Origin of the sequence: Sporomusa sp. (assembly GCF_035561155.1) — a bacterium.
GTDB lineage: Bacteria > Bacillota > Negativicutes > Sporomusales > Sporomusaceae > Sporomusa.
Window position 1 is genome coordinate 32,595 of record NZ_DATMYD010000010.1, and the last position, 22,065, is coordinate 54,659.

At 49.1% G+C, this 22,065-nt stretch carries 17 protein-coding genes; 3 read left to right on the forward strand and 14 right to left on the reverse strand.

The features are described from left to right. The first annotated feature begins 136 nt into the window (after nt 1-136). Nucleotides 137-1,498, forward strand: coding sequence for an NAD(P)-dependent oxidoreductase (locus VN447_RS01925; RefSeq protein ID WP_325522252.1), 1,362 nt, complete (start codon nt 137-139; stop codon nt 1,496-1,498). Between the two features lie 84 nt (nt 1,499-1,582). On the opposite strand, the gene VN447_RS01930 is transcribed toward VN447_RS01925, so the two are convergent. Next, nucleotides 1,583-2,269, reverse strand: a complete 687-nt coding sequence (locus tag VN447_RS01930; protein ID WP_325522254.1) for an NAD(P)-binding domain-containing protein — start codon at nt 2,267-2,269, stop codon at nt 1,583-1,585. A 387-nt stretch (nt 2,270-2,656) separates the two neighbouring features. Between VN447_RS01930 and VN447_RS01935 the strand changes: the two genes are divergently transcribed. Next, the gene (locus VN447_RS01935; RefSeq protein WP_325522256.1) at nt 2,657-4,042 is read left to right on the forward strand and encodes a PhoH family protein; all 1,386 of its coding nucleotides are present in this window, start codon (nt 2,657-2,659) and stop codon (nt 4,040-4,042) included. A 131-nt stretch (nt 4,043-4,173) separates the two neighbouring features. On the opposite strand, the gene VN447_RS01940 is transcribed toward VN447_RS01935, so the two are convergent. Together VN447_RS01940 and VN447_RS01945 are read right to left on the reverse strand one after the other, a co-directional pair. Further along, nucleotides 4,174-5,433 (reverse strand): DUF445 domain-containing protein, encoded by a 1,260-nt coding sequence (locus VN447_RS01940; protein ID WP_325522258.1) that lies wholly within the window; start codon nt 5,431-5,433, stop codon nt 4,174-4,176. Beyond that, nucleotides 5,430-6,668 carry a DUF445 domain-containing protein gene (locus tag VN447_RS01945; RefSeq protein WP_325522260.1) on the reverse strand — a complete coding sequence of 413 codons (1,239 nt, stop codon included), beginning with the start codon at nt 6,666-6,668 and terminating at the stop codon, nt 5,430-5,432. The genes VN447_RS01940 and VN447_RS01945 overlap by 4 nt, the downstream gene beginning before the upstream one ends. Before the next feature lie 593 nt (nt 6,669-7,261). Between VN447_RS01945 and VN447_RS01950 the strand changes: the two genes are divergently transcribed. Beyond that, entirely contained in the window at nt 7,262-8,977 is a 1,716-nt protein-coding gene (locus VN447_RS01950; protein WP_325522262.1) for a methyl-accepting chemotaxis protein, read from the forward strand. 13 nt (nt 8,978-8,990) lie between these two features. Here VN447_RS01950 and VN447_RS01955 read toward each other — a convergent pair whose 3' ends face one another. The 11 genes from VN447_RS01955 to VN447_RS02005 form a co-directional block, all read right to left on the reverse strand. Continuing rightward, nucleotides 8,991-9,740, reverse strand: coding sequence for an ABC transporter permease (locus tag VN447_RS01955; RefSeq protein ID WP_325522264.1), 750 nt, complete (start codon nt 9,738-9,740; stop codon nt 8,991-8,993). After that, nucleotides 9,740-10,669: an ABC transporter ATP-binding protein gene (locus tag VN447_RS01960; protein ID WP_325522266.1), complete on the reverse strand. Its 930-nt coding sequence runs from the start codon at nt 10,667-10,669 to the stop codon at nt 9,740-9,742. Before VN447_RS01960 ends, VN447_RS01955 begins: the two co-directional genes overlap by 1 nt. Nucleotides 10,670-10,815: 146 nt before the next feature. After that, entirely contained in the window at nt 10,816-12,480 is a 1,665-nt protein-coding gene (gene ilvB / locus VN447_RS01965; RefSeq protein WP_414714865.1) for a biosynthetic-type acetolactate synthase large subunit, read from the reverse strand. 12 nt (nt 12,481-12,492) lie between these two features. Further along, nucleotides 12,493-13,566 carry a 3-isopropylmalate dehydrogenase gene (gene leuB, locus VN447_RS01970; RefSeq protein WP_325522271.1) on the reverse strand — a complete coding sequence of 358 codons (1,074 nt, stop codon included), beginning with the start codon at nt 13,564-13,566 and terminating at the stop codon, nt 12,493-12,495. Beyond that, nucleotides 13,559-14,071, reverse strand: coding sequence for a 3-isopropylmalate dehydratase small subunit (gene leuD, locus VN447_RS01975; RefSeq protein ID WP_325522273.1), 513 nt, complete (start codon nt 14,069-14,071; stop codon nt 13,559-13,561). Before leuD ends, leuB begins: the two co-directional genes overlap by 8 nt. Continuing rightward, entirely contained in the window at nt 14,071-15,336 is a 1,266-nt protein-coding gene (leuC, locus tag VN447_RS01980; protein WP_325522274.1) for a 3-isopropylmalate dehydratase large subunit, read from the reverse strand. The genes leuD and leuC overlap by 1 nt, the downstream gene beginning before the upstream one ends. A gap of 5 nt (nt 15,337-15,341) precedes the next feature. Continuing rightward, the gene (locus VN447_RS01985; protein ID WP_325522275.1) at nt 15,342-16,886 is read right to left on the reverse strand and encodes a 2-isopropylmalate synthase; all 1,545 of its coding nucleotides are present in this window, start codon (nt 16,884-16,886) and stop codon (nt 15,342-15,344) included. A gap of 168 nt (nt 16,887-17,054) precedes the next feature. Beyond that, the gene (gene ilvC, locus VN447_RS01990; RefSeq protein WP_325522277.1) at nt 17,055-18,047 is read right to left on the reverse strand and encodes a ketol-acid reductoisomerase; all 993 of its coding nucleotides are present in this window, start codon (nt 18,045-18,047) and stop codon (nt 17,055-17,057) included. Beyond that, nucleotides 18,028-18,576 (reverse strand): acetolactate synthase small subunit, encoded by a 549-nt coding sequence (ilvN, locus tag VN447_RS01995; protein ID WP_414714866.1) that lies wholly within the window; start codon nt 18,574-18,576, stop codon nt 18,028-18,030. The genes ilvC and ilvN overlap by 20 nt, the downstream gene beginning before the upstream one ends. Nucleotides 18,577-19,161: 585 nt before the next feature. Beyond that, complete coding sequence (locus tag VN447_RS02000; protein ID WP_325522281.1) at nt 19,162-20,085, reverse strand: sugar kinase; 924 nt, start codon at nt 20,083-20,085, stop codon at nt 19,162-19,164. Between the two features lie 149 nt (nt 20,086-20,234). Beyond that, complete coding sequence (locus VN447_RS02005) at nt 20,235-22,064, reverse strand: FAD-binding protein (protein WP_325522283.1); 1,830 nt, start codon at nt 22,062-22,064, stop codon at nt 20,235-20,237. Nucleotide 22,065: the final 1 nt, after the last annotated feature.

The window sequence follows — 22,065 nt, forward strand, 5'->3', positions numbered from 1 at the left end:
TTTTATCTTTTGGTACTATTGTTACAAGCCTATTGACCTAGCTGCAATTATTATCGTATAACCTTTTTGACAAGTATGGGTATTAGGTAAACAGTTCTTATGCACCATTGATACGAGTTAGGAGGGACTTAGGCTTATGGCTGACAATGCAAGAATTAAAAATTCACTTTCGTTTGATGAACCTGACAATAGCTTTAATCCCCGTGAAGCTATTACCGAAGCCAAGCGGTGCTTAAGCTGCAAAAACCCACTCTGCCGGACAGGCTGTCCGATTGAACATGAAATTCCTCAATTTATTGACGCGCTGGCTAGAGGCAATGTCGGCGAAGCCAGCACTATTATTGCCCGTCGCAGCAATCTCCCGGCCGTATGCGGCAGAGTATGTCCGCATGAAAAGCAATGCGAAGGTGCCTGTATACTGGCCAAAAAGGGAAAAGGCATCCGAATAGGTAAGCTTGAACAATTTATTGCTGATTTTGACGCCGAAATGGAACTTACGGCGCATACTCTGCCCAGCAAGTTTGCGGGCAAAGTAGCGGTTATCGGCTCCGGCCCGGCTGGTCTCACAGTGGCCGGTGATCTGGCTAAAGCCGGTTATGAGGTTACTGTGTTTGAAAGCCAATCCGAACCTGGCGGTGTCTTAGTATACGGGATTCCCGAGTTCCGCTTAAAAAAGGATGTTGTTCGGCGGGAAATCCAGCGTATTGAAAGGCTGGGTGTGACATTCAGCACCGAAGTTCTGGTAGGGCCTGATATTACGATTGACGAAATGTTTGCTGATGACTATGACGCTATCTTTATCGGCACAGGTACAGCCTTGCCCCGCACACTTGATGTTCCAGGCAAAGATTTGCCGGGTGTGCTGCAGGCCAGCTACTTTTTACAGATGGTCGCTTTAGCCAGAGGCGGCAATGTTGATCGCCGGGAAGTGCCTGTACAGCTTGGCGATAAAGTCCTTGTTGTTGGTGCCGGCAATGTAGCCATGGATGCTGCCCGTACCGCAATTCGCCTGGGCGCAAGAGCTAGTGTCGTTTATCATCGCACCGAAAAAGAGATTACCGCCCTACCTTCTGAATATCAGCAGGCAAAAGAGGAAGGCGTAGAATTCATTTGGCTGGCCAGTACCACGAAGTTTTTTGGCCAAGACAAACTGACCAGTCTCGAGTATGAAGTAATGGAGATTGACGACGATAAAAATATCCGGGGGACAGGGCGCTTAGAAAAGATCAATACCGACAAAGTAATTTTGGCGATTGGCCAACGTCCGGCTGCCCGAATTGTCTCAACAACCACAGGCATTGAGGTCAACGAAAAGGGCTATGTGATTACCAAAGATCGCCCATATGGCATGACTACCCGGCGCGGTGTCTTCGCCGGCGGCGATGTTGTGCATGAACCGGCTACTGTCGTACTAGCGATGAAGGAAGCGAAAAAAGTGGCTCAAGGCATTGCCCTATATATCGAAGCAAAAAAACTGTTAGAAGAATGTGGAGCATAATAAGGGCGCTGAACCCCCATAAGAGGCGGCAGCAGCCAAGTAGAAGAAGAGCTATCGGCGGTTGCCGATAGCTCTTCTTCTTTATCACTTACCTAGTTTTGCCTTTACTGCCCGGACAATCTCGCGGGCAAACGGGCCAAGATCATCGTCGGCATAGGCCTTCATTATCCCGGCGGCTACCTGGCGAATGGCACTTTTAATTACATCGGTGCTCCCGTAGGGCTGGCAACGCAGTGTCTCTTCAAGCAACACGGCGGCTGTCAGCGCTTTTTCAGCAGCCTGTGTATTTATATACGTAACACAGTCAGCCTGACCAAGGATAATCTTGCCTGCCGGCGCTAATATCTCCTGGGCCAGTGCGGCAAGTTCCTCCGGCTGTTCATCCACAATAATAATAGGCTCAGCCCCCTGCGCCATTTCCCTCGCCTGCGCGACAAATTTGGCCCCAATGCATCTAACCTGCGGGGAAGCCGTTACTGCCAGCACATGTTTGGCCACATTGGTCGCCACATTGATCATGTTGATCGGCCGTTCCAACTGGTTAAAGTCTTTGATTAAACTAATGACTTCCCTGTCAGGCACGACCAGGAGTATCGTGCCCCAATCAGCCAACTCTTCAAGGTTTGCGGCTGCTGAAACACCCAGCTCTTGGGCAACCGCCTGCAGCCGGTTCTCATCGCGGTCAAAAATTTTAAGATTGACATGACCAGCTAACTTGCCTGTAAGTACTTTACCCATGCGCCCTACGCCAATCAAACCAACCGCTTTCATCTTAGCCACCTCATCTAATCAGGTTACCTTCCCTCCCCAGCACTCATACAATAGTAAGAAAGGACTTAACTTTTGCCAATTGGTCCTTTCGGCACTGCAAAATTCTCAGTCATTCTTACGTATCATTAGCATGGGAATGTTTTTTTGGAAATGCATCAAATTCTTTGTAATATATGCCCCTTACCGGTAGGTGGTGCAGAATATGGCACATGTTCAGAATTTAACACCCAATTAACAAATTACTAACATACTCAAGCCTAACCGCCAGTACAATTTAACATAGGCACCTAGTTTGCCAATATACCGTAGCCTTAGTTATGCAAAGATAAAGAAGGGGGATAGCTTTGATTCCAGAGCGTTACGTCATACTTGAGGGGGCCATAGTTAATGTCAAAATGTTATGTACTTGATACCAATGTTTTGCTTCACTCACCTAATGCCTTATTCGCCTTCAATGAGCATATGATCGTACTCCCGGAAGTCGTGATTGAGGAGCTTGACCGCTTTAAAAAGGAAAGCAGTGAGCGTGGTGCCCATAGCCGTCACGTCAGCAGACTTATAGATAAGTTCCGGTTACAAGGCAACTTGTTAGAGGGTGTTCCCCTTAATGAGTTTGGCGGCGTGCTGCGACTTGAGGCCAACCATACCTGTACCGAAATGCCGGTTCACTGGGACAAAGAAAAAGGCGATAACCGGATTCTCCAAATATGCAAAGGTTTAATGGAAACCGGCTATCAGGCAATTCTTGTAAGCCGGGATACCAATATGCGGGTCAAAGCGGCGATCCTTGAAATCCCGGCAGAAGACTTCCGCAATGACAAAGTCGCAAGTATCGACCAACAATATACCGGCCGCCAGACAGTATACACCTCCAGTGAGATTATTAATGAGTTCTATCGTGATGATGTTAATTGCCTAGACCCGGCAAAGCTTTTTGCCTATGATGAAAACGCCGGACTAACGACTCCTGCCCATTTTATCACAAATCAATTTCTGCTAATAAAATCGTCTGATAATGCCCGTCATACCGCTCTTGGCCGGTTTGACGGACAAAAAATCGTCCAGCTCAGATACCGGAACCGTAATCCTTTTGGCGTAATACCAAGAAATGTTGGACAAATATTTATGCAGGAATGTCTCATGATGAGCGCCGAAGAAGCACCGCTCGTAATTATCAAGGGCCCTGCCGGAACGGCTAAAACCTTTTACTCTTTGGCGGTAGGCCTATATAAAAACATGGACTGTCGTCCCAGAGAGTACCATCATATTTTGATCTGCCGGCCTCACTGTATGCTTGATGAGGGGCTTGGTTTTCTTCCAGGAACAGAGTCGGAAAAGTTAGAACCCTATATGCGGTCAATAAAAGATAACCTGTTTACCTTAATGTCCGGCTGCTCAATGACCGATGACAAAGATGTTGCTCAAGCCGAAGACACCGTAAGTATGATGTTTGAAAAAGGTATTATCCAGACTGAAGCCCTCGCCTATCAGCGCGGCCGCTCACTACAACGCTACTGGGTCATGTTTGATGAAATGCAGAACTCAACCCCCCGGCAGGCTAAAGCCGTATTAACCCGATCAGGTCAAGGAACAAAGATCATCATGCTGGGTGATCCGGCACAAATTGATAATCCACTTTTAGACAGTCAGTCAAATGGGCTGTGCTACGCCGGCGAAAAAATGATCGGCTCTAAGCTTTGTTATCAGATTACCATGCTTCCGGAAGAATGTGAACGCTCCCCGTTAGCCGCAGAAGCAGCTATGAGATTATAGGAAAAGAGTCTCAGCGTCTATGTATGCTGAGACTCTTTTCTAGCTTGATCTGACCGAAAATGATTCTGCTGTACAGAGTACGGCACCTGAAACGGCATCACAGTTGACCCGCAGTTTGCGTGAACTATTCTTTATACTAGTGCCTTAAAGACTGCAAGCCCCAGCCCGGCCAAACCGCCAACGATAACACCGTTAATTCGAATCCACTCCAGGTCTTCACCTGCTTTGTCTTCAATAAACCGATTAAGATCCTCATCAGAAAGCTTCTGCAATGCACGACTTGCTACCTTTCCCACAAGATGATGTTCGTTATCAATCATGTTCCTGATAAGTACCTTAACATAGGTCTCAGCCTGCATCTGCATCGTGGGGCTCTGTTTAAACTGCTCCCAGCTGCTTTCTACATGGCCAGCAAGCCATTCTGCCACATAATGGCGATACTCGGATGGCTGCCTGAGCGCATTCAGCACAGCCTGAATTAATGCCGTAAGCGGCTCAGTAAGGGAAATTCGAGTAACCAGGCTATCTTTCCAGCCATTGATCGCCGTTTCCCACTCAGGCGTTTCCAGCCTCATGGTTAGCTCTGAAAGCTGATCTTCAAACCAATGCCGGACAGGATGATCTTCATCCTGGAGTTCATCTACTGTTTTAATCAGTTCCTGGTGTAAAGCATCGGCGGCATCTGTCAGGTTAATCCCATCAATGGTTTCCATAAATCCAGTAACCATTGCGGACAGCCAATTTTTCTTGGCTGTTTTTTGTTTGACCTGTTCCAAGTAGAGAAAAATAGTGTCCCGGGTTTTCTCCTCCCGCGCCAGTATGGCAAGTTCGCCGATAATCGCTAGATATATTTGCCGTCCCCTGCCTTGCTCTAAAGACCAACGGACAACATCCTCAGCGTGGGGCGCTGCTGATTGATGCTTTAGAACAAGCTTAATCATTCTTTCGGAATATTTAACGGCAGTATCCGGATTAAATGTCTGTACCAGCCCATCAATCAGTTTATCAGCCGCTTGCCTGATAAACGGTCTAATGCTGATGCTCTCAGTGTGCGTAAGCACTTGTTTAATAATGTTAGCTTCGATCAGCCGTACATTTATAGACTCTTTGCTAAGAAAGTCTTTTTCCACAGCACGAGCTAAGCCTTCAATAAGCCGTTCACGGTTCCGCGGAATAAGAGCAGTATGATAAGGAAAGCCAAGTGGACGGCGAAATAGTGCTGTTACTGCAAACCAGTCAGCTACGCCGCCTGCCAAACTGGCTTCAGCTACGGTTAACAATGCATTAGTCCACCAGTTGCCTGGATAAGAAGATGTTAGCGCCAGGGCAATCACAAATAAACCGGCAGCCGCTGCCAGCGCTTGATTGGCCCGCCCCCTGACCGCCCTCATGGCCTCACCCCAACTGCATAAATAATGAGGAACAATACTATACCGACCAAACCGCCAACAATAGAACCGTTAATCCTTATCATCTGTAAATCGTTCATAACCTTTGACTCAATATAGTCTACAAGCTCAGCATCGCTAAAGCTCTCCAGGTAACTGGCGACAAGGCGCCCAATCTCACCGTGGTTCTTATTCACCCACCTAACCAACCAGTCAACCAGCAGTGCATCAAGCTGGTCTTGCCTGCCAGTATCACCTGTTAAGTCGTCGGCAAGTTTTGCCGCCTGCCTGACCAACCACTTAGACCAACCTGCAGCCATTTCTGGTTCAGCAGCCTGATACTCTGCCAGTCGCTCTGCGAGTTTTACTGCTATTGGCCTTAACTTTTCCTCTGCCTGTTGTCCGAGCAAAGCGTCAGTTTGTAAGTCATCAGCAAGCTTAACAAGCCAGCCGTTCAGTCGCTGACGCAGGTGGTGGTCGCGGCTATACATTCCTTCCAGCAAGCCTGCCGCCTGCTCCTGGATCATACCAGCAACTGTGACGGGATCAAGGCTGAGCAGGTTCTCTAGTATCCAACCCGCAAACTTGCGCTGGTTCTGCCTGGCAGCATAGTCTTTAAGGGCGCTGCTATACATAGTAGCGATAATTTCTGTTATGTATTTTTCGCGGGCCATCTGTTTAATTTCCGTAATTCCAAAATCGATCAACTCATCTGCAAAACCGCTTGCTAACGACCAGTCCAGAGCCTGACCAGCCAGTGGCGCAATTTTTACCTTATCTTTGTGTTCTCTAAGCACCAGGTCAATCGCGGCTGATATCTTAGCCGTGTCTATGGCACCACTGGCTTTCTGGACAAACCCACCTGCTAAAATATGCAATTGCTGCCTGGCTTCAGCCTGTCCGGCATAATGCATAATCAGCCTGGCTAAGCCAGCCTGGCGTAATGTTTCTCTGATATTATCGGCGGTTAAGAGTTCTTCTTCTACCATAATAATAATTGCCTTAAAAATACGGTCGCGGTTTCTCGGGATAATCGCGGTACGGTAAGGTATTTGCAAAGGCTTTCTGAACAGCGCCGTCACAGCATACCAGTCAGCCAGGCCGCCGACCATAGCGGCACTAAAGCCACTAGTTAACAGCGCGCCCCAGAAGGTGTGCTGATGAGGGTAGCTCAGAAAAAAACCAGCAGCCGCCCCTACCAAGGTAACTGTTGCTATATGACGATTATCTGCCTTCATAAGTTCACCTTCTCTCTAATTTTCATCGGCAAATCCGAAATAAATACCTAATTCATAACCATATATTAGAAGCAGTACCCTATCCGGCCAAATTATGAGATTGGGCGACCCATAAGCATAGAATAAACCCGTGCTCCTCCTGTTGCTGTTTTACAGCTTGCCACGGCTGTTGCTATCAGGTACTCAGCAAGATACAATGGATTGAAAACTATTGAAGAAGGGGTGAGACAATGTCTATTTCTCGCTGGTTCTGGCACGCAATTACCGGGTGTCCTGAGACTGATCTAGACCATACTATGTATGGTACAACCCATTGCCGCACCTGCGGACGGGTTACCTTCGTCTCAGACACTCTCCCCAAAATTAACAGGCTTAAAAAAACAAGTCACCTTAGCTCTCGTTAATATGTGGCCCGGCCCTGCCGGGATATTTACATAACCGCCAAGCTGCTGCCGCAGACTGGCGGTTTATTATTTCCAAATAATCTAACACATTTTGAAGGAAATATCTAGAAGTATGTCGAAAACAGCTGAGAATATCACAGCGCCTGTTTTTTTACATAGTATATAGCAATGAAGAGCGTGGAGGTTATTATGCAATTTGTTAAAAATCTTGCGACTGCCAAAAAAATAATTGGCCTAGTATTGCTAGTCACCGTCTTTTTGACCTGTGTTGGCTATGTCGGTTATTACTTTACTGCCAAACTAAGCACCAGCCTAGATAACATGTACGATAACAGATTACTGCCAGTAAAATATCTGAATGCCATGAGAGCTCACTCCCGGGCGATTGAAGCAAATATTGTCGAATTATTCCTGCCCAATATCGACAAAGCCCGCGAAAATCATCTTACATCTGAAATTACTAATCGGGTTACCGAATTTAACGAACTTATGACTATCTATGAAAAAATCCCGCTGGATAATTATGAGCAAGAGAGGCTGGTCAAGCTTAAAGAAGCCTTGAACGCCTATCGCACTGCCCGAAATAAAAGTCTTGATATGGTTATGGCCGGACAAAAGCAGCTAGCTTATGAAAATTATGAACAAAATGCGTTAAAGTACTTAGATATCACCAATGTTCTACTTAAAGAGTTATCTGATTACAGCGATGCAAAAGCTGTCGCAGCTAACGAACAAGGCCAACGGGATTCGACTAACGCAGCAACAACTATTCTGGTATCGATTATTACCGCGGTTATTCTAGCCTTATCATTAGGCTTGTTCTTCTCAAGGCTGATTGTTAATCCCATTAAGCGGCTACAGGCTATGACAGTCGAAGTCGGGCACGGTAATCTGACTGTGCAGGAACACGTGGACTCAACTGACGAAATTGGTCATCTGACGCAGGCTTTTAATGCCATGATTGATGATCAGCGCAAGATTGTCAGCACAGTACGTCAGGCTGCTGTTGAACTGTCCGGTGCCTCAGAGCAGCTAGCTGCCTCCAGCCAAGAGGTATCATCAACAGCCACCGAGGTGGCGCGCAACGTGCAGGAAGTGGCCCAGGAAGCCGAATCCGGCAACCAGGCGGTAGTAGATACTTCCAAGGTACTGCTTGAATTATCATCCATGATTCAAATTGCCAGAAAGCTAGCCGAATCCTCTGTCAGAAACTCTAAAATTACCCTGAAAACGGCCACCGCTGGTTCCGGGACGGTAGCCGAAGCGGTTACCAGGATGTCAGGAATAAAAGAAAAGACCGTCGAAACAGAAGAACAAATTGCTGTGTTAAGTAAATATTCCGAGCAAATTGGTTTGTTGACTGACACGATAACCAATATTGCCAGTCAGACCAATCTGTTGGCTTTAAACGCCGCCATTGAAGCGGCAAGGGCCGGTGAAGCCGGACGCGGCTTTGCCGTTGTAGCTGAAGAAGTTCGCAAACTGGCTGAACAGTCTAACCATGGCGCCAGCGAAGTAGCCGAACTTGTTAAGAAAATTGCTGAAAGCACGGCTGCAGCTGTTGCCGCAACCCAGCACAGCCGTACCGAAGTTGAACACGGCGTATCAGCTGTCAACCATGCCGGTGAAGCCTTGAATAATATACTTAGTGCCGTTAACAGCACAGTCCATGATATTGATAGCATTGGTAATATTACCGCCGATGAGGTTGCCACCTCAGATAAAATAATCCAACTAATCAATTCGGTAGCTTCCGGTATTGAAACAACAGCTGCCAACGCACAAGCAGTTTCGGCGTCAACAGAAGAAACGACTGCCACGATGGAAACGATCGCCGCCAGCGCCGAAGAAATGAGTGCCATGGCTAACCACCTGCGCGGTGCAGTGGAGCGATTTAAGGTATAGCAACCAAACACTTTTACACAATAAGACGCTTGGTCAGTAACCTAACTGCGAGCGGCATAAATACTATGGCAACCGCCAGCAGCACCCCGGCATGCACCAGCAGGCCGGGGTTTATGTTTCCTAAAGCCATGGCCCTGCACACCTCAACACTATGATAGATTGGATTAAACCAAGCCAGCACCTGCGCCCAGCCAGGCATAGAGTTTATCGGAAAAAATACGCCCGAAAACAGATAAGACGGTGTCAAGAATAAGGTGACATAATAATTGAATTTATCGATATTGTCAGTTATGCCAGTGTAACATATCGCTAAGAGCGAAAACGTCAGACCGGGAATCACAAGAAACAGCGGAATCAAGATCGCCCACCAGGACTGAACCTGGCCAAGGACGGTAATTACTGTCAGGATGACCAACCCAAATAGCGTACTTTTAAAGGTGGCATACAAAATGTCACCGGCAACAATGTCGCGGACAGTCACCGGCCCGGCCAGCATGGCCTGGAAGGTCTTTTGATAGTGGAGCCTGATAAAACTGCCGTACGTACACTCAAAAGAGGCGGCAAACATGGCTGACGAGGCTACCATCCCGGGCGCTATATATTGAATATACGACAGGCCATTTATATCCTGAACAAACGTCCCCAGACCATAGCCCATTGCGGTAAGGTATAGCAGTGGCTCAATAAAATTAAACATAATATTTGTAAACCATATCTTGCGAAATACCGCCATATGGCGGTAGAAAATTTTCAGCATCGCCATTACTCTTCTTTCCCCATGCCGGTAAGTTTTAAGAACACGTCTTCAAGATTAGCTGGACGCAACAGACAGGCCTGCTTGGGCAGCCCCCACTCATCCAGACGATGCCACAGCGCTTCACCGTCGGCGGCGTATAAAAAGAGGCCGTCAACCACCCGGATTGCTTCGCCGCCCCAGGCCGTTACTTTAGCCTCTACGTCGTCAGGCACTTGAGCTAGCGGCAAATGCACTTCAACCACGTAGGGCAGGACACAGCGTTCTATCAACTCACGCGGGCTGCCCTCATCAAGAATAATGCCTTCATGCATAATAACTAATCGGTCACATAACTGCACTGCCTCTTCCATATAGTGGGTAGTCAGAATAAGGGTAACCCCTTCAGCTTTGAGGCTCCTCAGTTTTTGCCACACTAAATGACGGGCCTGGGGGTCAAGTCCGGTAGTTGGCTCGTCTAAGATGACAATCTCCGGACTGTTCATCAGCGCCCGGGCAATCACCAAACGCCGTTTTAGACCACCTGACAAACTCTCGATATCACTGTTTTCCTTGTCTTCCAATCCCATGAAGCCGAGCAATTCCTTCCCGCGTGCCCGGGACTCGACGCGGTCTAAACCGTAAACTACGCCATATACCTCCAAATTTTCAATGACTGTCAAATCATCATCAAGATTATCCTCCTGCGGAACAACGCCCAATCTGCCTTTAATTGCAGGCGGCGTCAGCCTGATGGGCTGTTCAAACAGCCACAGTCCGCCTTCTTCAACAGTAGACATGCCATACATCATGCGCATTGTCGTTGTCTTACCGGCGCCGTTATGACCTAAGAAGCCGAAACACTGTCCAGCCTCTATCGTGAATGAGATCCCTTTAAGTGCCCGAAAATCGCCATATGTTTTGCCAAGGTTTTCAGCGCGAACAACAGTTGTGTTCATAGTATCTCCTTTCGCTAACGAAAACACGGCTTTCGCAATACCCCTATCGAAGGCGAGAAGCCGAAGAAAAAACAACAAGAGCAGTTGTATCTATATGATACCACTGCTCTTGCAAAATTTCACCATACTATAAATATATATACCCATCACTCTACATCAACATACGAATCCATGGCGCCACCAGGTGCAATCATGGGTGAAACCAGGTCGTCGGTAGCAATATTGGCGATAATCATCGATGGCCCCGGCCGTTGCCACGCTGCGGCAAACGCCTGACTAAACTCGTCCGGGCTGTTCGTTACTGTCGCTGGAATGCCAAAAGCGCTGGCAAAAGCGGTAAAGTCCATCGGGACAGGTAAGAGCGAGGCCGAGTAGCGTTTATTAAAAAAACAATGCTGTAGCTGCCTAACCATCCCTAGACTGTTGTTGTTGATAACAATCGAGATAATCGGCAGTCCCTCTGCAGAAACGGTGTAAAGCTCACAACCCGTCATTTTCAGGGCACCGTCGCCGACAATATGAACTACCCGCTTATCCGGCCTTGAAAGCTGCGCCCCGAGGGCTGCCGGCAAGCCAAACCCCATCGCGCCCAAACCGCCTGAGGTCAGGAAACCGCGAGGACTGTTTACAGCCAGTTTCTGCGCCGCCCACATCTGATGCTGGCCGACATCGGTAACATAGATTACCTCTTTACCGTTCAGTTGGCGGTTCAATTCACTCATGACCCAGGGAGCCGAAAACTCATCCCCGTCAGCAGGCGTGTTATACACCGCCTGACACTCCCTGATCGTTTCCCACCAGGCCGACAAGTCCCCTGGCCGTACAGTCTGAGTGAGCTCTGCGAGAATATTATTCATTTCACCGACTAGCGGTACAGCCGCATCGACATTTTTATGCACTTCTGCCGGATCAATATCGATATGGATGATGATCTTGCCATCGGCATAGCGGGCGCGGTCGCCTGTTACCCGATCATTAAACCTGCTGCCAGTAACAATAAGCACATCTGCTGCGTGCACGGCATGATTCGCCTGCTTAAGTCCATGCAGTCCTGTCATCCCCAAGAGATTGGGGTGATTGCCGGGCATTGCGCCAATTCCCATGAGAGTAGTCACTACCGGCAGGCCGCACTGCTCAGAAAATCTAATCAGCTCTTGGCCGGCATTGGCGTTAATACAACCGCCCCCGGCGATAATAACTGGGCGCTGGGCAGCGCTGATAGCGGCTGCCGCTTTTGTGATCAGCGCCGGTAAATCAGGAGCTTGCCTGACAAGCATCTGCCTGGGATACTCGGCGTCAATATCGGTAAAATCATGCTTATTGGTCTGGATATCACGCGGTATGTCAACAAGTACCGGGCCAGGCCGCCCGGACTGGGCTATGTTAAAGGCACGCCGGAGGGTTTCCGGTAGCTTACTGATATCCCTGACCAAGAAGTTGTGCTTGGTAATCGGCATAGTAATCCCGGTAATATCAATCTCCTGGAAAGCATCCCGGCCAATCAGATTTGTTTGCACTTGACCGGTAATGGCCACTACCGGCACTGAATCCATAAAGGCCGCCGCCAAACCTGTAACCAAGTTAGTGGCTCCCGGGCCGGATGTAGCAATACACACCCCCACCCTGCCACTGGCTCTTGCGTAGCCATCAGCGGCATGGGCGGCTCCCTGCTCATGCACTGTCAGCACATGGCGAACAGGCGAGCCGTACAACGCGTCGTACAGCGGCAAAATTGTTCCGCCCGGATACCCAAATACCGTGTCTACGCCCTGTTTACTCAGACACTCGACAATAGCTTGTGCACCTGTCATGAGCATAGTTGATCACCTCAATCTGGCGATTACTTGCCGACCCATTTCGTCGGTCGACACCTTGGTAAAGCCTTGCTGATAAATATCTGCTGTACGATAACCATCGTTCAAGACTTGTTCAACTGCTTGTTCAATCATAACAGCTGCTTGCTCATTGCTGAGCGAATACCTAAACAACATCGCGGCCGACAGTATTGTTCCCAATGGGTTAGCAATCCCTTTGCCGGCAATATCCGGTGCCGAACCGTGAATTGGCTCATAAAGTCCAGTACCATCGCCTAAACTAGCTGATGGCAACAATCCAATCGAACCTGACAGCACGGCGGCCTCATCGCTTAAAATATCACCAAATAGATTGCCGGTAACAATTACGTCAAAACTGCCCGGATTCAATACCAACTGCATCGCGCAGTTATCAACATACATATGGCTTAGTTCAACTTGCTCAAAGTCCTGCGCTACTTCAACAGCCACTTTGCGCCATAAACGGGAGGTTGCCAACACATTGGCTTTGTCGACTGACATCACCTTGCCTTTGCGGCTTATGGCCGCCCGGCAGGCCAGCCGGACAATACGCTCAACCTCTGGCCGACTGTAGATTTCGCTGTCACACGCCTGTTCAACCCCGTTAATCACGGTTGCCTCCTGGCGGGCGCCATAGTAGATGCCGCCATTAAGTTCCCTGACAATCAGGATATCCACCGTGCTGACAATCTCGGGTTTTAACGGCGACTGCCCGGCCAGCGCGGGAAAAACTTTGACAGGCCGTAGATTTGCATATAATCCAAGAGCCTTACGCAATCCCAAGATAGCCTTTTCGGCTCTGAGCTCAGGTGCGACATTATCCCATTTAGGACCGCCGACAGCGCCTAAAAGCACGCCATCAGCCCGGCGGCACGCCTCGATAGTATCTTCAGGGAGCGGTACGCCATACGCATCAATAGCTGCCCCGCCTGCTTGCTTTGTTTCGTAGGTAAAACTAAAACCGCATTTATCGGCTGCCGCCTGCGCCACACTTAACGCTGCAGCTGTGATCTCGGCACCAATTCCATCGCCGGGAATAATGACAATGTTTTTGTTACTCATGATTACCCTCCTTGGTGGCAAGCAGTTGGCGGGTGTAATTGACCAAGCCCCCGGCCTGAGCAATCTCCTGGATAAAGCCAGGCAGCGAAGGCACAACAAAGGTTTCGCCAGTCGCTAAGTTTTTGGCTGTTCCGCCGTCTAGGTCTACTGCCAGGGTATCTCCAGCTTTAATATTAATATCGCCTTCCCCTAGTTCAATCAGCGGCAGACCGATATTAATCGCATTACGGTAAAAGATGCGGGCAAAGCTTTCGGCTACCACACAGGCAATCCCTGCAGCTTTCAAAGCGCCTGGAGCATGTTCCCGCGACGAACCACAGCCAAAGTTTTTGCCAGCCACAATGATATCGCCCTCTTGTACCTTACCGGCAAAGGAAGGGTCAATGTCTTCCATGGCATGAGCGGCCAGTTCCTTCATATTCGCGGTATTTAAATAACGGGCCGGTATAATAACATCGGTATCTACATTATCACCGTAGCGCCATACTTTTCCTGAAAATTGCATTATGCTACCTCCTCAGGCCCGGCAATCCGCCCTAACACGGCACTTGCCGCCGCCACAGCCGGGCTGGCCAGATATACTTCACTATCAACATGCCCCATCCGTCCACGGAAATTGCGATTGGTCGTCGCTACGGCCCGCTCGCCTTTGGCCAGGATACCCATATGTCCCCCCAGGCAAGGACCACAGGTTGGCGTACTGACGACTGCGCCGGCTTTGACAAAGGTCTCGACATAGCCCAGTTTTACGGCTTCGAGGTACACGTCCTGGCTACCGGGGATAATGATTGCCCGGACATCGTCATGAACCTGGCGTCCGTTCAAAATGGCGGCCGCCTGCTCCAAATCTTCAATACGTCCGTTAGTACAGGAACCGATAATCACCTGGTTGATGGGTGTGGGCTCTATATCACTCACCGGGCGCACGTTTTCCGGCAGATGCGGCAGCGCCACCACCGGCGTGAGCTGGCTTAAGTTAATTGCAACTGTCCGTACATACTCAGCATCTGGATCAGCGGCCACTGGTGTGTAAGCCCGCTTAACCCGCCCGGATAAATACTGCTCTGTAACAGCATCCACCGGGAATATGCCGTTTTTGGCTCCCGCCTCGATGGCCATATTGGCAATCGTGAGACGATCCGTCATAGTGAGGGCTGCTACGCCTTCGCCAGCAAACTCCAGCGACTGGTAGCGTGCGCCGTCAACGCCAATCATGCCGATAAGCTTCAATATTACATCTTTACCTGATACCCATTTAGCCAGCTTGCCTGTCAGTTCAACCTTGATGCTGGCCGGGACTTTAAACCACGTTTCACCAGTTGCCATAGCGCAAGCCATGTCGGTCGAACCAACGCCGGTCGCAAAAGCACCGACAGCCCCGTAGGTACAGGTATGGGAGTCTGCGCCGATAATCACCTCGCCGGGAGCGACCAACCCCTGCTCTGGCAGTAGCACATGCTCAATGCCCATCCGCCCCACTTCAAAATAGTGAGTAATATTATGCTTCCTGGCAAATTCGCGCATTGTTTTAGCCATTTCGGCTGATTTAATGTCTTTATTAGGCGTAAAGTGGTCTGGTACTAAGGCAATTTTATCTTTATCAAACACTTTATCGCTAATCTGCTCAAACTCTTTAATGGCCGGCGGTGCTGTGATGTCATTGCCAAGCACCAAATCAAGCTTGGCTTTGATAAGCTCGCCTGGGGAAACTTCACTTAGACCGGCATGTGCGGCAAATATTTTTTCAGTCATCGTCATAGGTCTAGCCATAGTTGTTACCTCCCTGCAGCCTGCTCAATTGCGGGAAATCCGCATACAGCCAGCATTTTATTTATTGCGTTGACATACGCTTTGGCACTTGCTTCAATAACGTCGGTTGAGAGACCCCGACCGCTGAAGGTACGGCCATCACGCTCAATCCATACAGTTGACTCCCCAAGCGCATCCTCGCCAGCCGTTACTGCCTTAAGCTGGTAATCGTGGAGACCAACGGAAAAACCAACAGCCTGCTCAATCGCTTTAAACGCTGCATCTACCGGGCCATCACCGCAGCTTGCAGCTTCACATATTCCAGCGCTTGTTTTAAGCTGCACTGAGGCAGTAGCCAGTGTCTGATTGCCGCTAACTACATGGTGATAAGCGAGCGTATACCATTCTGGCCGTACGGTAGCTTTTTCCACAATGAGTGCTTCAATATCTTTGTCAAATACCATCTTTTTGCGATCAGCCAGATCCTTGAACTTAATAAACAGATTGTTGATGGTTTCGGCGTCGATTTCATAACCCAAATGTTTAAGGCGTTCTTCAAAGGCATGACGGCCTGAATGTTTTCCAAGCACAATGGCGTTACGGCTGACACCGACCGTTTCCGGGCTTATAATTTCATAAGTCAGCGGATTATTAAGGACGCCGTGTTGGTGAATACCAGATTCATGAGCAAATGCATTGTCCCCGACTACCGCTTTATTAGGCGGTACGGCAATGCCTGTCAAGGTGCTGACAAGGCGAGACGTCCGGTAAATCTGCTGTGTATTAATATTAGATATGGCGCGATAATACTCACGGCGGGTATTTATCGCCATAACCACTTCTTCCAGCGCAGCATTACCTGCCCGTTCACCCAGACCGTTAATTGTGCATTCCACCTGGTCGGCGCCTGCTGCCACAGCAGCCAGCGAATTGGCCACCGCCATACCTAGGTCGTCATGACAGTGTACGCTGATCGTGGCCTGACTGATGTTAGGCACATGCTCACGAATATAAGTGATAAGTGCACCAAACTCCATCGGTGTTGTATAGCCCACTGTGTCAGGAACATTAATGACATTAGCTCCAGCCTCAATTGCCTTGGTAAATACCTGGCACAGGAAATCCCTGTCAGAGCGGGATGCGTCTTCCGCCGAGAACTCGATATCAGCTGTCAGACTCTTAGCATAGCGCACAGCCTGTTCGACACGCTCTAAAAGCTGAGCCCGGGTCATTTTTAATTTGTGTTCAAGATGAATATCGCTTGTGGCAATGAAAGTATGTATCCGCGGCCTTTCAGCCAATTTAATGGCCTGATAAGCAGTAGCTATGTCTTTTTCATTGGCGCGGGCCAGAGCTGCAATTACCGGGCCTTTTACCCTGGCGGCAATCTGGCTCACGGCGTCGAAATCGCCAGGCGAGGCAACCGGAAATCCGGCTTCAATGACATCCACCTGTAGTTTGGCCAGCGCTAGCGCAATCTCCACCTTTTCTTCTGTTTGCAGACTGACTCCTGGCGTCTGCTCGCCATCCCGGAGGGTAGTATCAAATATTTGAATTCTCCGAATTTCCATGTCATTACCTCGCTTTCATTAATAATTGACTCACGGGGACGGTTCTCTTGAGTCACTTGTCGGTGATTAAGGGACGGTTCCCTGACTTATTGGTTTCAGGCAATTATTAAGTCACCGGAACCGTCCCACTTTACTTACTCGATCCTGAGATCCCAAGTCCCAGGTAATTTATTTTTTTAACCAAGACATCATGCTGCGCAGCTCTGTGCCGACAATTTCAATCTTATGGGCTGCTTCCTGGCGGCGCTTGGCATTAAACATGGGGCGATTTGCCTGGTTCTCCAGGATCCAGTTACGGGCGAAGGTGCCATTTTGGATTTCGGCTAAGACTTTTTTCATTTCGGCACGCGTTTCTTCTGTAATGATCCGCTGTCCTGTTACATAATCACCGTATTCAGCCGTGTCGCTGATGGAGTAGCGCATGGCTGCCATTCCGCCTTCATACATGAGGTCTACAATAAGTTTCATTTCGTGCAAGCATTCAAAATAGGCCAGTTCAGGTTCATAGCCGCCTTCTACCAATGTGTCAAAACCTGCTTTGATCAGCTCTGTTACACCGCCGCACAGTACGGCCTGTTCACCAAAGAGATCAGACTCGGTTTCATCCTTGAAGGTCGTTGTGAGTACCCCGGCCCGGGCACCGCCGATGCCTTTGGCGTATGCCAATGCCAAATCCTGAGTGCTGCCGTTAAAATCTTGATATACGGCCATGAGACAGGGTACGCCTTTACCTTCGGTAAATACCCGGCGTACTAAGTGGCCAGGGCCTTTGGGTGCCACCATGAACACGTCAACATTAGCCGGGGGAACAATCTGGTTGAAGTGAATGTTAAAGCCATGGGCAAAAGCTAGCGCTGAGCCGGGTTTTAGGTTGGGGGCAATCTCTGCAGCGTATACTTTAGCTTGCTTTTCATCAGGAATAAGAATCATGGTAATATCGGCACAGGACACTGCCTGAGCAACATCAGTAACAGTCAGGCCGTCTTCACGCGCTTTTGCCGCGGATTTGCTGCCTTCGTGGAGACCTACAATAACTTTAACACCGCTGTCTTTCAGGTTCAGCGCATGGGCATGGCCTTGGCTGCCGTAGCCGATAACTGCTACTGTTTTACCTTGAATAAGTTCCCAGCGTGCGTCTTGTTCATAATACATTTTGCTCATAATTTTCTCTCTCCTCATATTGATAAATTGTATTTTCACCCCGTTCCAGCGCTACAAGGCCGGTCTGGATGGTTTCCAAAAGTCCGTAAGGGGCTAACAGTTCTGCTAATGCAGTAATCTTACTCTCTTCGCCTGTAACCTCAAGCGTAACAGTGCTGCCGGAAATATCGACGACATTGGCCCGGAAAACCTCAGCCAGTTTAAGTATCTCAGAGCGGTTATCGCCGGCTTTGACCTTTAAGAGCGCCAAGCCCCGAACCACAGAATGATTGAGCGGCAAAATCTGCACAGCCACTACCTCTACCAGTTTTTCAATTTGCTTTTTCACTTGGTCAATAAACGCCTGGTTGCCGCAGACAGCTACCGTTATCCGGGAAAACTCCGGGTCTTGTGTGACACCGACTGTCAGACTGTCGATGTTAAAACCCCGTCTGGAAAACATTCCGGCCACTCTGACCAAAACCCCTGGCTGATTGTGTACTAATACCGAAAGAACGCTGGGCTGCACAATTACCACCTCCACTTTCATTAAGATGATTAAATGCCTAGATGCTAGCACATTTACCATCATCTGAGAAAAATAAAAACACCCCTATGGCAGATTCGAATCTGTCATAGGGGCGCCTAAACGCGCGGTACCACCCTACTTTGGGCTCATTCCCGGATAACGGACGGGCCGCTTTGGCTTAAAACATACTGCATCACACGGTATGTGCTCGGCAAAAGAGTTCCTGGGCGACGTAACGGCTCACATTCCTGCACCGGTTCACACCAACCACCGGCATCTCTGAGCAGGTTTTACACGCAAGCTTTAATCCCAGTCATTACTTTTTACATTATTTTCCTGTTAAAAGTTACAAAAATGCCCTGCGAAAAAGTTTTACTTAATAAAAAGTAAGAAACTTTCCGCAGAGCCTTTTATACTCACGGTGTAACACGGTATCTGCCGTGTTTTGCATCGCTCGGCCCAGTCCTGTTAAACAGCGGAACCCTAGACGCACTTCCTTACGCGATATGTAACTTTGTATACATTATGCCAGGCACAGTTGTACTTTGTCAAGAGGTTTTTTTTAAATTAAATACTCGCTTAGTGTTCTTCCAGATATTCTTCGAGTTAACGCCTTGTGGGGTAGCCTTCAACATCGCCTTGAACAGTAACAGCCAACGAACCAATTGCATTACCGCGAATGACCGACTGCTTCAGGCTTAGACCTTCGAGCAAAGCTGATAATACGCCTACGGCAAAACCATCACCGGCTCCCACAGTATCTACAACCCTACGCACCGGAAAACCTTTCGCGTAGCCAGTTTCGACCGTCTCCTCGCCTTCGCGGTGAGAATAAAAGGCGCCGTCCGGTCCGTCTTTCATAACGATGTAACGGTTACCCGCAGCATGAAAATATTGCTGAACCTGATCCCAGTCGCCTGTCCCGATCAAGACTTCAGCTTCTTTACGTCCGGGCATAATCAGGTCTGACAGATTTGCCAGCTTGAGTAAAGTCTCTCTGGCTTGTTCTTTGCTCCATAGTTTCAGCCTGATGTTAGGGTCAAAGGTTACTAATGCCCCTTGTTTTTTTGCAATGCTTATTGCCTTAAGCAACGTTTCCAGACACTTTTCGCTAAGTGCCGGAAAGATTCCGGTTACATGTAGAATTTTAGTTTCAACAAAATAGCTTTCATCCACCATATCGGGAGTAATATGACTGGCTGCCGAACCCCGCCGGTAATAAAACACCTTAGGATCGCCGATTTCGTTACGTTCTTTGATCAGCATGCCTGTCGGATATTCGGGCAGTATCTGTACACGGGAAGTGTCGACTCCTTCACCACGAATGGTGTTCCGGATATAGGTGCCAAACGGATCGTCGCCAATTGCGCTGATCCAGCCGACATCGTGGCCCAGCCGTGCCAGGCCAATGGCAACATTAGATTCTGCTCCGGCAATTTTCCGCGAATAACTTGTAACAAACTGCAAGGAATCACTCTGGTCAGCGACCATCATGACCATACTTTCACCAAGTGTTATGATTTGCGGCAATGGTATTCCTCCCTTTCGCGTCATGCGAATATACAATTCTACACCATTTGCACAAAGACCTGCGAGCTAGCCGCAGGTCTTTACATATTTACAGATATTTTAGGCAAAAGTGACTGTTAATCACAAGACTAAGCAGGGCTAAGCTGTTATCATGCTTTAGGCTGATTCGGCAGACGGTGTTCCAATGTAAGCTGACCATTCTTGGCATAGATAACAACATACTTATCCCACTCACCGTTTTTGCGGGGAACGGGCTGATCATCCTGGTAACAGGCAAACTTAAGATGAGGCCCGCGGCTTTCATCCCGTTCGCGCGCAGCAGCAAGAACCATCGCCGCAACTTTCAACATGTTTTTCGCTTCGAAATAGTAAGCTACGCCGTTGTCATCAAGGGCTACCGGCTGTTTGGCCAATTGCGCCAGCTCGGCAATCGCTTTGTCTAGGCGGTCTTCAGTGCGGACAATGCTGGCCGCGCCTTCCATGATGCGCTTAATTGCTTTTCTGAGTTGGGCAGCCGCTCTACCATGAACCGCCTGCCGCAGCTCTGTTTGCAATGCCAGAATTTCAGGACTATCAGCCAAATTGCCCTTTGGGTCTCCAGCTTGTTCCTTGGCTGCGTTTTCCCCGGCAATTGCGCCATAGACCTGACAATCTAACAGCGCATTCCCCCCCGGCCTGTTGGCACCATGCTGTCCGCCGGCGGTTTCACCTACAGCATATAGTCCGGCAATGGTAGTCTGTGCGAATTCATTAATTTTTACACCGCCCTGATAATGCTGAGCGCATGTAGCTACTTCCAGCAACTCGCCTTTTGTCAGGTCAATGTTGCGTTCCATCAACCAGTCAATAGAGGCTTGGTTGATTTCCTTCAGGCGGTTGATCGGCGATTCATACCGGTCTGTTTGAGTTAACTCCACTGTCATTTCACGGCGGTAGCGGGCCTGATTGTCGGCTGACAGCATAGCAAAGTCAAACCCCTCGGGATTTTTACTAAAATCTAGAAAAATTTTACGGCCTGCCTGTTTTTCTTTATACAGCGCTACATCAATTATCCGGGTAGTGTGTTCGTACGACACCGGCCAGCTGGCACCTTTTTTAAACAGTACGTCATATATTTCGCTCCAAGCAGTTCCCGCCGGGAAATAGTTCTTTAAGAATTCTTCATCCTGGTCGTTAATCAGCCGGGGAATACAGCGCATCATACTGCCTGAACAGTTAAGCTTGGTGCGCACCGATGCGATGCCAAACTGTATAAATTCCATATTGACAAGTTCGGCGCCGGCAGCATAGGCTAAAGCATATCCGTCGCCGGTCATACCGCCGGGGAACACATTATTCTCATAAATCAAGCCGCCGCCGCCGGTCGCCAGAATAACCGCGCCTGCTTCGACAATAAACAATGCCTCTTCGGCATTCTTCGCCCTGGTATCGGCTGCCGCTACACCAATCACTCTGCTGTTCTCTGTTAGCAGCTTAACCGCCATGGCATAATTGATTACTTCAATGCCCAATTGGGCAATACACGGCACAAGGGCCTGCTCAATATGCACCGCTGTTTTAGGGCCTGTATAGCAAGCCCGGGCGTAGTCCGAGCCGTCGGTAACAAACTGGTCAACCACCCCGTCTCTTTTAACAAACGGCACACCGGCAGTCTCCAGGTAGCGATAAGCCTCCCCTGAACGGCTGGCCATAACGGCAGCAAGATTATAGTCAGAGACCTGCCCGCCAATGCGGTAAATGTCGTCAGCATGATACTGCCAAGCCGGCATGTCGGTATGCTGTGGTTCGGTATGTTCTAGCGTGGCATGAAACGCCATTCGGTCTGAGCAGGCAGTAGCCGTTACGCCGCTTAGACCCAAACGCCCTTTGGTCAAAATAGTGACTTTTTTCCCGGGAGCCGCTTCTTTGGCGGCAATAGCCGAACGAAGCGCTGCGCCGCCACCGCCGATTACCAAGACATCGCAATTAATCGTTTTCATA